Source organism: Lentzea xerophila (genome assembly GCF_051094245.1).
Lineage (GTDB): Bacteria > Actinomycetota > Actinomycetes > Mycobacteriales > Pseudonocardiaceae > Lentzea > Lentzea xerophila.
The window spans coordinates 7,802,353-7,817,122 of record NZ_CP194934.1; the positions used below are offsets into that span (position 1 = coordinate 7,802,353).

Annotated in this window: 16 protein-coding genes; 8 read left to right on the plus strand and 8 right to left on the minus strand. The window is 69.1% G+C overall.

Annotation, left to right across the window (positions count from 1 at the left end):
- Positions 1-13 precede the first annotated feature (13 nt).
- From ureG to ACRSBM_RS37345, 4 genes are read right to left on the minus strand one after another with little or no spacing between them, the layout of a single operon-like run.
- Complete coding sequence (gene ureG / locus ACRSBM_RS37330) at positions 14-649, minus strand: urease accessory protein UreG (RefSeq protein WP_434451194.1); 636 nt, start codon at positions 647-649, stop codon at positions 14-16.
- Complete coding sequence (locus tag ACRSBM_RS37335; RefSeq protein ID WP_434453379.1) at positions 639-1,250, minus strand: urease accessory protein UreF; 612 nt, start codon at positions 1,248-1,250, stop codon at positions 639-641. Before ACRSBM_RS37335 ends, ureG begins: the two co-directional genes overlap by 11 nt.
- Positions 1,247-2,929, minus strand: a complete 1,683-nt coding sequence (locus ACRSBM_RS37340) for an urease subunit alpha (RefSeq protein WP_434451197.1) — start codon at positions 2,927-2,929, stop codon at positions 1,247-1,249. Before ACRSBM_RS37340 ends, ACRSBM_RS37335 begins: the two co-directional genes overlap by 4 nt.
- On the minus strand, positions 2,926-3,525 hold the full coding sequence (locus ACRSBM_RS37345; RefSeq protein WP_434451200.1) for an urease subunit gamma: 600 nt from the start codon (positions 3,523-3,525) through the stop codon (positions 2,926-2,928). Before ACRSBM_RS37345 ends, ACRSBM_RS37340 begins: the two co-directional genes overlap by 4 nt.
- A gap of 143 nt (positions 3,526-3,668) precedes the next feature.
- Between ACRSBM_RS37345 and ACRSBM_RS37350 the strand changes: the two genes are divergently transcribed.
- The 5 genes from ACRSBM_RS37350 (at position 3,669) to serC (ending at position 8,178) form a co-directional block, all read left to right on the plus strand.
- Positions 3,669-4,493, plus strand: coding sequence for an ABC transporter ATP-binding protein (locus ACRSBM_RS37350; protein WP_434451203.1), 825 nt, complete (start codon positions 3,669-3,671; stop codon positions 4,491-4,493).
- A complete protein-coding gene (locus tag ACRSBM_RS37355) occupies positions 4,490-5,290 on the plus strand; it encodes an ABC transporter permease (protein WP_434451206.1) in 801 nt (266 codons plus the stop codon). The genes ACRSBM_RS37350 and ACRSBM_RS37355 overlap by 4 nt, the downstream gene beginning before the upstream one ends.
- A complete protein-coding gene (locus tag ACRSBM_RS37360) occupies positions 5,269-6,339 on the plus strand; it encodes a sensor histidine kinase (protein ID WP_434451209.1) in 1,071 nt (356 codons plus the stop codon). The genes ACRSBM_RS37355 and ACRSBM_RS37360 overlap by 22 nt, the downstream gene beginning before the upstream one ends.
- Positions 6,336-6,938: a response regulator gene (locus ACRSBM_RS37365; RefSeq protein ID WP_434451211.1), complete on the plus strand. Its 603-nt coding sequence runs from the start codon at positions 6,336-6,338 to the stop codon at positions 6,936-6,938. Before ACRSBM_RS37360 ends, ACRSBM_RS37365 begins: the two co-directional genes overlap by 4 nt.
- A 112-nt stretch (positions 6,939-7,050) precedes the next feature.
- Positions 7,051-8,178: a phosphoserine transaminase gene (serC, locus tag ACRSBM_RS37370; protein ID WP_434451213.1), complete on the plus strand. Its 1,128-nt coding sequence runs from the start codon at positions 7,051-7,053 to the stop codon at positions 8,176-8,178.
- A gap of 60 nt (positions 8,179-8,238) precedes the next feature.
- Here serC and ACRSBM_RS37375 read toward each other — a convergent pair whose 3' ends face one another.
- Positions 8,239-9,351, minus strand: coding sequence for an ABC transporter permease (locus ACRSBM_RS37375; RefSeq protein ID WP_434453381.1), 1,113 nt, complete (start codon positions 9,349-9,351; stop codon positions 8,239-8,241).
- A gap of 95 nt (positions 9,352-9,446) precedes the next feature.
- On the opposite strand from ACRSBM_RS37375, the gene ACRSBM_RS37380 reads away from it, so the two are divergent.
- Positions 9,447-10,655 (plus strand): RNA-guided endonuclease InsQ/TnpB family protein, encoded by a 1,209-nt coding sequence (locus ACRSBM_RS37380; protein WP_434451216.1) that lies wholly within the window; start codon positions 9,447-9,449, stop codon positions 10,653-10,655.
- A gap of 6 nt (positions 10,656-10,661) precedes the next feature.
- Here the strand turns inward: ACRSBM_RS37380 and ACRSBM_RS37385 are convergent, their stop codons facing one another.
- From ACRSBM_RS37385 to ACRSBM_RS37395, 3 genes are read right to left on the minus strand one after another with little or no spacing between them, the layout of a single operon-like run.
- Positions 10,662-11,312 carry an ABC transporter ATP-binding protein gene (locus ACRSBM_RS37385; RefSeq protein WP_434451219.1) on the minus strand — a complete coding sequence of 217 codons (651 nt, stop codon included), beginning with the start codon at positions 11,310-11,312 and terminating at the stop codon, positions 10,662-10,664.
- Entirely contained in the window at positions 11,309-12,349 is a 1,041-nt protein-coding gene (locus ACRSBM_RS37390; RefSeq protein ID WP_434451221.1) for a peptidoglycan-binding protein, read from the minus strand. Before ACRSBM_RS37390 ends, ACRSBM_RS37385 begins: the two co-directional genes overlap by 4 nt.
- 8 nt (positions 12,350-12,357) lie before the next feature.
- Positions 12,358-12,852, minus strand: a complete 495-nt coding sequence (locus tag ACRSBM_RS37395) for a hypothetical protein (RefSeq protein WP_434451224.1) — start codon at positions 12,850-12,852, stop codon at positions 12,358-12,360.
- Between the two features lie 89 nt (positions 12,853-12,941).
- On the opposite strand from ACRSBM_RS37395, the gene ACRSBM_RS37400 reads away from it, so the two are divergent.
- Positions 12,942-13,601 (plus strand): response regulator transcription factor, encoded by a 660-nt coding sequence (locus ACRSBM_RS37400; RefSeq protein ID WP_434451227.1) that lies wholly within the window; start codon positions 12,942-12,944, stop codon positions 13,599-13,601.
- Positions 13,598-14,740: a sensor histidine kinase gene (locus tag ACRSBM_RS37405; RefSeq protein WP_434451230.1), complete on the plus strand. Its 1,143-nt coding sequence runs from the start codon at positions 13,598-13,600 to the stop codon at positions 14,738-14,740. The genes ACRSBM_RS37400 and ACRSBM_RS37405 overlap by 4 nt, the downstream gene beginning before the upstream one ends.
- The last annotated feature ends 30 nt before the right edge of the window (positions 14,741-14,770 follow it).

Genomic DNA, 14,770 nt, shown 5'->3' on the forward strand with positions numbered 1-14,770 from the left:
CATCGGAGAGGTTTCACAGCCCGGCCAGCACCCACTTCGCGACCTCGGGCGCGTCCGGGGTCTCGACCAGCGACTGGGCGATGACCGGCAGCTCCCCGCGCATCCGGTGCGCGTCCGAGATCATCACGTCCATGTCCGCGCCGACGAACGGCGCGAGGTCGGTCTTGTTGATGACCAGCAGGTCCGCCGTCGTGACGCCGGGACCGCCTTTGCGCGGCACCTTGTCACCGCCCGCCACGTCGACGACGAAGATCTGCCGGTCCACCAACCCGCGCGAGAACACCGCCGTCAGGTTGTCCCCGCCGCTTTCGATGATCACCAGGTCCAGCGCCGGGAACCGGTGCTCCAGCCGCTCGACGGCGTCCAGGTTGGCCGTGATGTCGTCGCGGATCGCGGTGTGCGGGCAGCAGCCGGTCCGCACGGCCTCGATGCGCGACGGGTCGAGCACGCCCGCCCGCCGCAGGAAGTCGGCGTCCTCGGTCGTGTAGATGTCGTTGGTGACGACCGCCAGCCGCAGCCGCGGTCCCAGCGCGCGGCACAGGGCCGCGGTCAGCGCGGTCTTGCCGCTGCCGACCGGTCCGCCGATGCCGATCCGGGGCGCGGAACCGTGGTGGTGGTCGTGCGGATCGGGCCCGTGGTCAGCTCCCAAAGAGACGCACCCCTTCACGTCGGACATGTGACTCTGCCAAGAGGTCCAAGGCAGGCGAACCCAGTGCGGGAAGCTCCTCGCACGCCCGCGCGGCGACCTCCTCGACACCGAGGGCGGCCACGATCGCGTTGACCCCGAACGGGTCCAGGCCGAGCAACCTGACCGCCGCCGACGCCGGTCCGCTCACCGCGAGATAAGCGCAGGTCAGGGCCGCTTCGTACGGCTCGGCGACCAGCACGCCGATCACCAGCGGCTGGTGCGGGTCTCGCGGGAGTTCGCCGAGCCGGGCGGCGGGCCACGCGCGCCGGGCCGCCCGCAGCATGCCCCGCCCCTGCGCCCGCGAAGCCTCGCGTTGGGCGGGTGACGGCGTGCGGGCGTCCAGCTCCGCGTCCAGCCGGGCGAGGTCCTCACCCCGTGCCGCCGCGGCCGCGAACCCTGCCGCCAGCAGACCGGAAGTCAGCAACCGGCCGTGCAGGAACGACCTGAGCGACGGCTCGTCGTGCACCAGACCGCGCGCGGCAGCCTCCTCCAGCCCGCCGGAGTGCACGTGGCCACCGCCGGGGAAGCGGGAGTCGGCGAGGATCAGCGCGGTCAGCATCAGAACAGGAAATAGCGTTGGGCCATCGGCAGTTCCGCGACCGGCGAGGGCTCGACCAGTGATCCGTCGACGTGCACGGCGAAGCTGTCCGGATCGACCCGCACGTCCGGCATCGCGTCGTTGAGCACCATGTCCGCCTTGCCGACCGACCGCGTCGAGGCCACCGGCAGCACCCGCCGCGCGTACCGGGAGGCGATTCCGGCCTCGATCGCCTCGGGCGCAACGAAGAACACCGAAGAGGCCGCACCGGCCGTGGCACCGAACATCGGCCGCGCCCACACCGGTTGCGGCGTCGGGATCGAGGCGTTCGCGTCACCCATCGCACCCCAGGCGATGAACCCGCCCTTCAGCACCACCGAGGGCCGCACGCCGAAGAACTTGGGCTCCCACAACACCAGATCCGCCAGTTTCCCGGCCTCGACCGAACCGACCTCGGCCGCGATCCCGTGCGCCACAGCGGGGTTGATCGTGTACTTCGCGACGTACCGCCGTGCTCGCAGGTTCGCGTCGAGAGACCGCCGCGAGGACATCACGTGCGCCGTCTGCCAGGTCCGGATGATCACCTCGCCGACGCGGCCCATCGCCTGCGAGTCGGACGAGATCATCGAGATCGCGCCCAGGTCGTGCAGCAGGTCCTCGGCGGCGATCGTGGTCGGCCGGATGCGCGACTCCGCGAACGCCAGGTCCTCCGGCACCGACGGGTTGAGGTGGTGGCACACCATCAGCATGTCGAGGTGTTCCTCGAGCGTGTTGACGGTGTGCGGGCGCGTCGGGTTCGTCGACGACGGCAGCACGTTCGGCAGCGAGACCACGCGGATGATGTCCGGCGCGTGCCCGCCACCGGCGCCCTCGGAGTGGTAGGCGTTGATCGACCGGCCACCGATGGCGTCCACTGTGGACTCCAGGAACCCGGCCTCGTTCAACGTGTCCGTGTGGATCGCGACCTGGACGCCGGACTCGCCGGCCACCCGCAGGCAGGCGTCGATCGCGGCGGGCGTGGTGCCCCAGTCCTCGTGCAGCTTGAACCCGCCGGCGCCGCCCGCCAGCTGCTCGCGCAGGCCTTCGGCCGAGACCGTGTTCCCCTTGCCCAGCAACAGGACGTTGACCGGCAGATGGTCCATCGAGGTCAGCATCCGGCCGAGGTTCCAGGCGCCGGGCGTGACCGTCGTGGCCTTGGTGCCCTCCGCCGGGCCGGTGCCGCCGCCGATCAGCGTCGTCAGCCCGGACGCCAGCGCCTCGTCCACGATCTGCGGGCAGACGAAGTGCACGTGGCAGTCGATGCCGCCCGCGGTGAGGATCTTGCCGTTGCCGGACAGGATCTCCGTGGACGGGCCGATGACCAGCGCGGGATGGACGCCGTCCATCGTGTCCGGGTTGCCGGCCTTGCCGATCGCGACGATCCGGCCGTCCCGCACGCCGACGTCGGCCTTGACCACACCCCAGTGGTCGAGGATCACGGCACCGGTGATGACCAGGTCGGGGGCACCCTCGGCGCGGGTCGCGACGCCCTGGCCCATCGACTCGCGAATCACCTTGCCACCGCCGAAGATCACCTCGTCACCGGAGCCCGCGCCGCGCGAACGGTCCTCGGTGACCTCGATGAACAGGTCGGTGTCGGCGAGCCGGATCCGGTCGCCGACCGTCGGCCCGAGCAGTTCGGCGTAGCGCTCGCGGTCGATCATCGCCGCAACCCCCGGACGATCCTCAGCCCTGCCAGCGGAACCAGCGTGACCTCGCGCTCGACGCCCGGCTCGAACCGCACCGCCGTGCCCGCCGGGATGTCGAGCCGGTAACCGAACGCCCGCGAGCGGTCGAACTCCAGGCCGGTGTTGACCGAGGCGAAGTGGAAGTGCGACCCGACTTGAACGGGCCGGTCGGCGACGTTCACCACGGTCATCGTGACGCGCGGCCGTCCGGGGTTCAGCTCGACGGGTTCGGAGCCGACGACCACCTCTCCCGGCGCCGGACCGGCCGAGGGCGCGATCGGGTGGTGGACGGTGACGAGCTTGGTGCCGTCCGGGAACGTCGCCTCCGCCTGCACCGAGTCGATCATCTCCGGCACACCCCGCATGACCTGCTCCGGCGCGAGCACCGTGCGCCCGCTCTCCATGAGCTCGCTGACCGTGCGGCCGTCCCGCGCGCCCTCCAGCACGTGGTCGGTGATCAACGCGATGGCCTCGGGGTAGTTGAGCAGCACCCCGCGTTCGAGCCTGCGCCGCGCCACGTCGGCGGCGACGTGCACGAGCAGCTTGTCCCGTTCATGCGGCGTCAGATGCACCGAGCTGTTCTAACACGCGGAAGAGCGCTTTCCCGGAGTGGAAACACGGCCGAAACACGACGGCGTGTCCACCGACCGGTTGACAACCGGGGTCAGCGGTGCGGTCGTCCCGCGCAGGGGGTCCAAGATCGCAGGATTGATGCATGAACGCGATCCGAGTGCGGGGCCTGAAGAAGGCCTACAGGGACCACCAGGCGGTGGCGGGGATCGATCTCGACGTCGCCCGCGGGGAGGTGTTCGCGGTCCTCGGCCCGAACGGCGCCGGCAAGACCACGAGCGTCGAGATCCTGGAGGGCCACCGCGACCGGGACGCCGGTGAGGTCAGCGTGCTCGGCGTCGACCCGGCCGTCGGCGGCAGACAGTGGCGTTCGAAGCTCGGCATCGTCCTGCAGAGCGCGACCGACGCCGCCACGCTCTCGGTGCACGAGGCCGTGCACCACTACGCCAGGTACTACGGCGACCCGCGTGACCCGGAGGAGGTCATCGACCTCGTCGGACTCACCGAGAAGGGCAAGGCCCGCGCCGGCACGTTGTCCGGCGGTCAGCGGCGCCGCCTCGACGTGGCGCTCGGCATCATCGGCCGGCCGGAGCTCGTGTTCCTGGACGAACCGACCACCGGTTTCGACCCGGAGGCACGCCGCCGGTTCTGGGGACTGATCAGGCTGCTGGCCTCCGAGGGCACCACGATCCTGCTGACCACGCACTACCTCGACGAGGCCGAGGCGCTCGCCGACCGCGTGGCCGTGCTCGCCGGCGGCCGGATCGTGGCCGAGGGCACGCCGCGGACGCTCGGCGGCCGCGCGCACGCCGACGCCACCGTCCGATGGCTGTCCGACCGCGGCTACACCGAGATCACGACCTCCGAACCCACCAAGACGATCGCCGAACTGTCCCGGCACGGCGAGCTGGCCGAGCTCACGGTCACCCGCCCGTCGCTGGAGGACATCTACCTGGAGCTGATCAAATGACCACCGCGGCTGTTCTGCCCGGAACCCTGTCACTCGGTCTCGCGAGGGGTGCGACCGAGCTGCGGGAGTTCTTCCGGCAGAAGGAGAACCTCATCTTCACGGTGTCGCTGCCCGCGCTGCTGATGCTGCTGCTCGGCACCGTCTACGTCCGCGAACCCGCCGCCGCGCAGATGTTCGCGGCCAGCATGATCGGCGCCGGCATCATCTCGACGTCGTTCGTCGGACTCGGCATGAGCGTGGTGGCCGACCGCGAGGACGGCACGCTGAAGCGCCTGCGCGGCACGCCGATGCCGTTCACGTCCTACTTCATCGGCAAGATCGTCCTGGTCTTCGTCACCAGCCTCTTCGAGGCCGCGCTGCTGCTCGGCGTGGCCGTGCTGCGGTTCGACGTGGAACTCCCCTCCAGCGCCTCCAGGTGGCTGACGTTCGGGTGGGTCTTCACGCTCGGCGTGATCTCGTGCTCGCTGCTCGGCGTGGCGCTGAGCGCGATCGCGAAGTCCACCCGCAACGCCGCGGGCGTGCTGAACCTGCCGTACATCGTGCTGCAGTTCCTCAGCGGTGTGTTCATCATGCAGTCGGTGCTGCCCGAGTCGCTGCGCACGGTGGGGTCGCTCTTCCCGCTGAAGTGGGTGTGTCAGGGTTTCCGCTCGGTGTTCGCACTGGACGACGGCTACGCGGTCATGGAGGCGGCGGGATCATGGGAGCTCGGCAGGATCGCGCTCGTTCTCGGGGCGTGGACGATCGCCGGTCTGGTGCTCGTCAGCCGGACCTTCAGGTGGACCAATACCAGTCGCTGATCACCTGGTACGTGCTCTTCGCGGTCACCCAGGCCATCACGCTCGTGCTCATCCTGATCGACGACAACACCCTCGCCGACCGGCTGTCGGCGGCGGGGTTGTTGTGCCTGAACGGCCTGTGGTTCCTGTTCTACGGCAAGAAGCTGGTGCGGAGCAGGACCGTGGGCTGGCGCGGGTTCGTCTACGCGGCCGGCTCGCTCGCCACGTTCGCGCCGGCGGTGTGGTTCAGCGGCAACGCGACGTTCGCCCTGTTCGGGCTGGTGCCGCAGATCTACATGGCGCTGCCGGTCGCGTGGGCGTTCTTCCCGATGGCGCTGTTCGTGTTCACGCCGCAGATCCTGACCTGGCTCGCGGGTGCCATCCCCACGCTGCCGTGGCCGGGCGCCCTTCTGATCATCGGCTTCTCCCAGGCGTTCGGCTGGGCGATCAGCCGGATCGCGCAACAGAACGAACAGCGCGGTGAACTGCTGCAACGCATCGAGGCGCTGACCATCGAGGCCGAGGGCGCGCGGTGGTCGGCGGAGATCCACGACACGCTGGCACAGGGCTTCACGTCGATCATCACGCTGCTGCAGGGCGCGCAGCCGAACGTGGAGCTGGCGCTGCGAACCGCACGGGAGAACCTCCGCGAGGCACGGGCGCTGGTGGCGGCCAACGCACCGTCGCCTTTGGACGGTTCGTCGCTGGAGGACGCGGTGCGGCGGCTGGTCGACGGCGTGGCGCTGGAGTCGGCGTTCCGCGTGATCGGCGACCCGGTCGGATTGCCGACCTCGGTCGAGGTGGTGCTGCTGCGCACGGTCCAGGAGGCGCTGACCAACGTGGCACGGCACTCCGGGGCGTCGCGGGTCGACGTCGTGATGAGGTTCGACTCCGACGGCGTCTCCCTGGAGGTGCGCGACGACGGGCGCGGGTTCGGTGACGCACCCGAGGGCTTCGGCCTGCGGGGCATGCGCGCACGGCTCGAACAGGTGGGTGGGACGCTCTCGCTGTCGTCGGACGACCAGGATGACGACACCGGAGCGTCGGTGCTGGTGGAGGTGCCACTGTGATCAGGATTCTGCTGGTGGACGACCACCCGGTGGTGCGGCAGGGGCTGCGCGGCATGCTCGTGGCGGACGACCTGGAGGTCGTCGGCGACGCGGGTTCCGGCCAGGAGGCGATCACCCAGGCCGCCCTGCTCAAGCCGGACGTCGTGCTGATGGACCTGCGGATGCCCGAGATGGACGGCGTCGCGGCGACCGCGAAGATCGCCGGCACCGGCCCGCGCGTCCTGGTGCTCACGACGTACGAGACCGATTCGGACATTCTTCGCGCGGTCGAGGCCGGCGCGTCCGGCTACCTGCTCAAGGACTCGACGACCGAGGACCTCATCGCGGCGATCCGGGCGGCGGCGCGCGGGGAGACCGTGCTCGCGCCCTCGATGGTCGCGAAGGTCGTCGGACAGGTCCGCACACCACCGCTGTCCGCGCGGGAGGCCGAGGTGTTGCGCCTGGTCGCGAAGGGCATGTCCAACGCCGAGATCGGCCGGGCGCTGTTCATCTCCGAGGCGACCGTGAAGACCCACCTGCTGCGGGTGTTCAACAAGCTGGGCGTCTCGGACCGCACCGCGGCGGTCACCACGGCCCTGGATCGAGGCATGCTGCAGTGACGCACGACACCCGGTTGACACCTCCCGGCTACCGTCCTGCAACACTGTGAGCTCCGGCAACGGCGCCGGTCAGGTCCTTTCAGCACAGTCGATCGCCCCGGAGGCGTGACCCATGACCCAGACCGCCGATCCGACCTCGTTGGTGCTTCCCGCCGAGCTCAAGCCGTCCGACGGCCGCTTCGGCTGCGGGCCGTCCAAGGTGCGTCCCGAGGCCGTCGCGGCCCTCGCGTCCGAGGGCGCGGCGCTGCTCGGTACCTCGCACCGGCAGAAGCCCGTCAAGAACCTCGTCGGCCGCGTCCGCTCCGGACTGCGCGAGTTGTTCCAGCTGCCCGAGGGCTACGAGGTCGTGCTCGGCAACGGCGGCACCACCGCGTTCTGGGACGCGGCGTCGTTCGGCCTGGTCCGCGAGACCGCGCAGCACTTCACCAACGGTGAGTTCTCCTCGAAGTTCGCGAAGGTCACGCAGACCGCGCCGTTCCTGAAGGACTCGCTGGTCACCAAGGCCGAGCCGGGCACCGCGCCCGAGCTCTTCTACGCCGAGGGCGCCGACCTGGTCGGCTGGGCGCAGAACGAGACCTCGACCGGTGTCGCGATGCCCGTGACCCGCATCGAGGGTTCCGGCGACGCGCTGATCGCGATCGACGCGACGTCCGGCGCCGGTGGCCTGCCGGTCAAGGCCGAGGACTTCGACGTCTACTACTTCGCGCCGCAGAAGTCGTTCGCCTCGGACGGCGGCCTGTGGCTCGCGCTGATGTCGCCGGCCGCGCTCGCCCGCGTCGAGGAGCTCAAGGACCGCTGGGTGCCGGAGTTCCTGTCGCTGCCGACCGCGCTCGACAACTCGACCAAGGACCAGACGTACAACACGCCGTCGGTCGCCACGCTCTTCCTGCTGGCCGAGCAGATCGACTGGATCAACGGCAACGGCGGCCTGGAGTGGGCGGTCGGACGCACCAAGGACTCCTCGGACCGCCTGTACGGCTGGGCCGAGAAGACCGCGTACACGACGCCGTACGTGGAGAAGGCCGCCGACCGCTCACAGGTCGTCGGCACGATCAACTTCTCCGACGACGTGGACGCCGCCACCGTGGCGAAGGTGTTGCGCGCCAACGGCATCGTGGACGTCGAGCCGTACCGCAAGCTCGGCAAGAACCAGCTGCGCGTCGCGATGTTCCCGGCCATCGAGCCGAACGACGTCACGATCCTCACGCAGGCGATCGACTGGGTCGTCGGCCAGCTCTGAAGTTCTCGAGATAGCAGCCTGGGGTGCACCGCGCAGAATCTCGGTGCACCCCAGGGCTTTTCAGGCGAGTGCCTCCGTGGGCGACTGACGAGCCGCCCGCACCGCTGGGTACACGCCGGCGATGGCGCCGATTCCGATCGCCGACCCCACTCCCCCGAGCAGGGCGGGCCACGGCAGTGCCGCCGGCCACTGCTGACTGATCGAATATCCGGCCGTGACCGCGATTCCCACGATCACGCCGACCAGCCCGCCGAGACCGGACAGCAGCACCGACTCGGTGAGGAACTGCCACCGGATCTGCCGCCGGGTCGCCCCGAGCGCCCGCCGCAGACCGATCTCCCTGCGCCGTTCCAGCACCGAGATCACCATCGTGTTCGCCACGCCGACGCCACCCACCAACAACGCGACCCCGCCCAAACCCAGGAACAACGCGTTGTAGGAGCTCTCCGCCAACTGCTGGGCCTCCAGCGCCTCGGACGGCCGGGACACCTTGACCTCGTTCGACTTCTGCGGGTTCAGCGTCGGGCCGAGCAGGTTGCGGACGTTGTCGACCTGGTCCGGGGACGTGCGCACGTAGACCGTGTTCGCGTTGCCCTCGAACCCGAAGGCCTCCTTGGCCGCGTCCCAGCCGATCAGCACCGACCTGTCGATCTCCGGTGAGAGCGGCAGCGGCCCGAGGATGCCGACGACGGTGAACCACTGCCCGTCGATCCACAGCTGCACACCGGGCTTCTCCACGCCCAGACGCGACGCCGCGGTGCCCCCGAGCACCACCGACTTCTCGCCCGACGACAGCCAGCGGCCGGCGCGGACCTCGGCGTCCAGCACCTTCAGCAGGTCCTGCTCCGCCGCCTGCACCTGCAGGCCGAGCGTGTCGCTGGACGGCACGAGGTCGTTCTTGCGGGCGTTCGCGGAGATCTTGCCCGTGGCGCTGGCCGACGACACCGCGCCGATCCGCTTGGCCATCGGCACCGCCGTCTCCGGCAGCTTCGCGTCCTGGCCGAAGAAGTCCTGGCCGGGCGCGGCGGTGAGGAGGTTGGTGCCCAGCTTGGACATCTTGTCCTGCAGAGCCGCCGCGCTGGAGGCCGGGATGCCGACGACGGCGACCACGGCGGCGATGCCGATCGCGATGCCCAGTGCGGACAACACCGCGCGGATCGGGCGGGTCCGCATGCCGAAGAACCCGAGACGGAGGAGGTCGATCACAACGCCCTCCCAACGAAAGCCCGCGTCCAACCAGTCATGGCGTTCCCAGTAGGTTGTTCTTCGTGCGAACGGCGTACAAATGCCGGGCCTACCCGACCCCTGAACAAGCTGCGGTGCTGTCGCGCACCCTCGGGTGCGTGCGTCTGGTGTGGAACAAGACGCTGTGCGAACGGACTCGCCGCTATCGCACCGAAAACGCACCCACGTCGTACAGAGAGACAAGCGCCACGCTGACCACGTGGAGGCGGGGTGGGGAACTCGCGTTCCTGTCGGAGGTGTCTTGTGTGCCGTTGCAGCAAACGTTGCGGCACCAACAGACGGCGTTCCAGAACTTCTTCTCCGGACGTACTCGCTACCCGAAATTCAAACCGCGGACGGCCCGCCAGAGCGCGCATTACACCCGATCGGCGTTCCGGATGCGCGACGGTTCGCTCATCCTGGCCAAGACGAGCGCGCCGCTGCGGTTCATCTGGTCCTTCGACCACATCGACGTCACCGACCTGAATCCAACGATGGTGGTGGTGTCCCGCGAGCCTGATGGCCGCTGGTACGTGAGCTTCGCGGTGGACGTTCCCAAGCCTGCTGCCCCTCGACCCACGAACCGCGCGATCGGGCTCGACCTCGGACTGGCGACCTTCCTGACGACCAGTGACGGCGTCCAGATCGCCAATCCGCGAGACCTGGCCCGCAAAGCCAGAAGCCTTGCCCGCTACCAGCGCAGACTTGCTCGGTGTCAACGCGGCAGCAACAACCGGCACAAAGCCAAAGCCAAGGTCGCTCGTGCTCATCGCAAAATCCGCAACGCGCGGCAGGACTTCCTGCATCGCACCAGCACCGCGTTGGTGCGGTCGGCGGACCTGATCGCGATCGAAGACCTCAACGTCACGGGCATGGTCCGCAACCGCCGGCTCTCCCGTGCCATCTCCGATGCCGGTTGGGGCGAGTTCCGGCGGCAGCTGGAGTACAAGTGCGAACGAGCCGGTCGTTCGCTGGTCGTGATCGACCGCTGGTACCCCTCCAGCAAGACCTGCTCGAACTGCGGGTACCTGCTCGCCGAGTTGAAGCTTTCCGCCCGGCACTGGACGTGTCCGAGCTGCCGCATCCGGCACGACCGGGACTTCAACGCGGCGAAGAACATCCTTGCGGCTGGTCGAGCCGTAGCCCGAGACGCCTTGGGCGATGCCTGCGGAGCTGATGTCAGACGGCAAGGGTCACCCCTTCCGCGATCGGTGATGAAACAGGAAGCGCGCGGCCGAAGTTTCGGTTCGTGAGCGAAGTCAAACGATCACCCCGTCCCGGACCTCGATGCGGCGCGGCGCCCAGGCAGCGATGTCCCGGTCGTGCGTGATCATCACGATCGTCGTGCCGTCGGAGTTGAGGCTCTCCAGCAACTCCAGCACTCCGGCGCCGTTCTTCGTGTCCAGGTTCCCGGTCGGCTCGTCGGCCAGCAGGATCCCCGGCGTGTTCACCACGGCCCGCGCGATCGCGACCCGCTGGCGTTCACCACCGGACAGCTCGTGCGGCTTGTGCAGCGCGCGGTGGATGAGACCGACCCTGTCCAAAGCGGACATCGCCATCGCCCGTCTCTTCGAGCGCGGAACTCCGGCGTAGACGAGTCCGGAGGCCACGTTCTCGATCGCGGACAGTCCCTCGGTGAGGAAGAACTGCTGGAAGACGAACCCGATCGTGCGCGCTCGCAACGCGGACAAAGCGTTGTCGGACAAGGTGGAGATGTCGTTGCCGTCGATCTCCACGGTCCCCGTCGTCGGCTTGTCGAGCGTGCCCATCAGGTGCAGCAGCGTCGACTTCCCCGAGCCGGACGGTCCCACGATCGCGAGCATCTCCCCGCCCCCGACGGTCAGGGAGACGTCGCGCAACGCCTGCACACCACCGGGATACGTCCGGCTCGCGTGGTCGACGGTGATCACTCGGTGGTCACCACCTTCATGCCCTCGCGCAGACCGTCGCCCTGCACCTCGACCTGGCCCTTGGCGAAGATGCCGACGGTGACCTGGATGGTCCTGCCGTCCTCGGTGACGACGCCGTAGCCGCCCTCGTTCAACGCGAGGAGTGCGCCGATCGGGACCGCGAGCACGTTCTGCTTCTTCGACACCGTGAACAGCGCGGTGACGCTGCCGGTGTCGATGCCCTCGGCGGCTTTGGGGTCGTCGACGGAGATCGTCACGACGATCTTCGGCTTGGAGCCCTGGTTCGGGTCGCCCGTGGTGCGGGAGATGCCGGTGATGGTGCCGGTGGTGGGCTTGCCGCCGGTGATCGACAGCTCGACCTTCTCGCCCTGCTTGGCGAGGCGCTGCTTGGACTGCTCCAGCTCGACGGTCACCGCGCGTTCGGTGCCGGTGACCTTCATCAGGTCGCCGCCGGCGGGTGCGCCGAGCTGGCTGGTCAGAGACGACACCCGGATCGCTCCCGGTTGGACGATCACGTCGCCGGAGCCGAGCTTTCCGGTCTGTTCCAGGCCGTTCGCCTTCTGCCACTTCTTCAGCGCGGTGGCCGTGTAGTAGGTGAACTTGTCGTCGGGGGTGCCGAAGTCCTTGAACCCCAGAGCGGCCAGGTTCTCCTCCACCACCTTGACGTCGGGTCCGTTCGACATGCCCGACTCAAGGTCGCGGTAGAGCGGCAACGTGCCGTAGAACAGCGGCACCGGTTTGGCGTCCGCGTGGAACACCGGCTTGCCCTGGTCGATGACAGCGCCCTGGTTCGGCAGCCCGGTGATGGTGCCACTTTTCCGGCCGGCCAGCGCTCGTTCCGCGCCGAAGCCGAGCTGGCCGGTCACCGACTGCTGGTCCGCGAGGTTCGTCCTCTTGACCGGCGCGGTCTTGGACGGGTCGTTCCGCAGCGGTGCGGCGTTGGCCTGGTTGGACGCGATCCTGGTGAGGACGACGACCCCACCGGTGCCGAGCACCACGGCGGCGACGAGTGCGGCGACGAGGATCTTCCTGTTCACGCGGCGTTTCATCCGATCGGCCTCGTCGCGGCCATGCCCTCGCCCATGCCGCAGTCCTTCATGTCCTGCTTGACCTTCTCGTCCTCCATGTCGGGCAGCTCGATCGTCTCGCTCGAGCCGCCGCCCTCGAACTTCGGGTCGGGCCAGTTGTAACCCCTGTCCCGCATGCACTTCGCCTGCTGGCGCATCTTGTCCTGCTCCTCCGGCGACGGTGGCTTGAACTCGCCACCGTTGGGCAGGTGCTTCTTGCAGGCCTCGTTGGCGGCGTTCATCTTCTCCATGTCGACGCTGCCGGCTTCGCCGGCGGGCACGGCCTCGAGCATCACGCCGCCGCTGCCGTCGTCCTTCGGATCCGGCATGTCGATACCGTTGTCCCGCATGCACTTGGCGAACTGGACCATGTCGCCCTTCTCGTCCTTCTTGGCGTCGGCCGGCTGGTCCTTCGACCCGCAGGCGGTGAGCGCCAGGAGCAGGCCCAGCAACGCTGCGATGGTGGGTTTCATGGCGACAGGTCTACGGAGGCCGTCATTCGGCCGCGTTAAGCGAAAGGCCTTATCCGGCGCTTATCCCCTGTTGGCGGAAAATAGGTGTCATGCGTGTGCTGGTGGTCGAGGACGAACAGCTGCTCGCGGACACGATCGCCGAGGGGTTGCGCAGGTACTCGATGGCGGTCGACGTCTGTTACGACGGCGAAGCGGCGTTGGAGCGGGTAGGGGTGCACGCGTACGACGTCGTGGTGCTCGACCGCGACCTGCCCCTCGTCCACGGCGACGAGGTGTGCCGGGCGGTGCACGCGACCGGCGGCGAGGCGCGGGTGCTGATGCTGACGGCGGCGGCCGAGGTGGACGACAGGGTGGCCGGGCTCGGGCTCGGCGCCGACGACTACCTGACCAAGCCGTTCGCGTTCGCCGAGCTCGTGGCCCGCGTGCAGGCGCTGGGCCGCCGGGCTCGTCCCGCCTTGCCGCCGGTACTCGAACGGGCGGGGGTCACGCTGGACCTGCCGCGCCACCAGGCGTCGCGCGACGGGACGTTCCTGCCGCTCTCACCGAAGGAGTTCGCCGTGCTGGAGGTGCTGATGCGGGCCGAGGGCAACGTCGTGAGCCCCGAGGAGCTGCTGGAGAAGGCCTGGGACGAGCACGCCGACCCGTTCACCAACGCCGTGCGGGTGGCGGTGATGACGCTGCGCCGCAAGCTGGGCGCGCCGCAGGTCATCCAGACCGTGCCCGGCGCCGGCTACCGGTTCGGCTCGTGAAGCTGCGGACCAGGCTGACGGCCTGGTACGCCGGGGTGTTCCTGATCGCGGGCGTCGCGCTGATCGGGCTCAACTACTGGCTGCTCGCCGAGTGGATGCCGCTGGAGGGCATGGCGGTCGCGCGCGCGTTGCCCGCCGAGGTGGCGGCGACGTACCAGGGCTTCGCGCCGGTCGAGGCCGCACAGTTGCCCGCCGAGACTCTGGTGGTCAAGGGGGCCGACTTCGCGGCGGACACGATGAGGACGGTCCTCTGGCAATCGATCGTTGCTCTGCTGTTCGCCGCCGTGCTCGCCGTCTGGCTCGGCTGGGTGGTGGCCGGACGGGTGCTGGCGCCGTTGCACTCGATCACGTCGACCGCGCACCGGCTGGAGGCGGAACGGCTGGACCAGCGCATCGAGCTGGACGGGCCGCCGGACGAGCTCAAGGAGCTCGCGGACACCTTCGACGGCATGCTCGACCGGCTCGCGTCGTCGTTCGACAGCCAGAAGCGGTTCGTCGCGAACGCCTCGCACGAGTTGCGCACGCCGTTGGCCGTGCAACGGACGTTGATCGAGGTGGCGTTGGCCGCCCCGGACGCGAACGACGACATGCGCCGTCTCGGAACGCATCTGCTCGACACGAACGAACGAAGCGAGAAGCTCATCGACGGGCTGTTGGTGCTCGCTCGCAGTGACCGCGGACTCGCCACGCGTGAGCTGGTGTGGCTGGACGAGGTGATCGACGACGAGATCGAGTCCTGCGCGGCTCTGGCTTCGGAGAAAAAGGTCACGTTTGCGGTTCGGACGCGCAGGTATCTGGTGGACGGTGATCCGGTCCTACTTGCCCAGCTCGTCGGCAACCTGTTGCGCAACGCCGTGCTCTACAACAAACCGGGCGGCTCCGTCTCGGTCGAGCTTGATCGGGAACTCGTCGTCACCAACACCGGTCCCACCGTGCCTGCCCAGGCAGTACCCGGATTGTTCGAGCCGTTCCGCCGGCTCCGCGACCGCACCGGGACCGCCGGATCCGGCCTCGGACTGTCCATCGTGCAGTCCGTCGCGAGGGCGCACCAGGGCTCCGCGAAGGCTCGTCCGAACGGGGGAGGCGGGCTCGTGGTCCAGGTGAACCTTCCGGAAACCGGCGTGCGACAGGCCTCGTGAACTGGCAAGATCACGTAGAGATATCGGCGA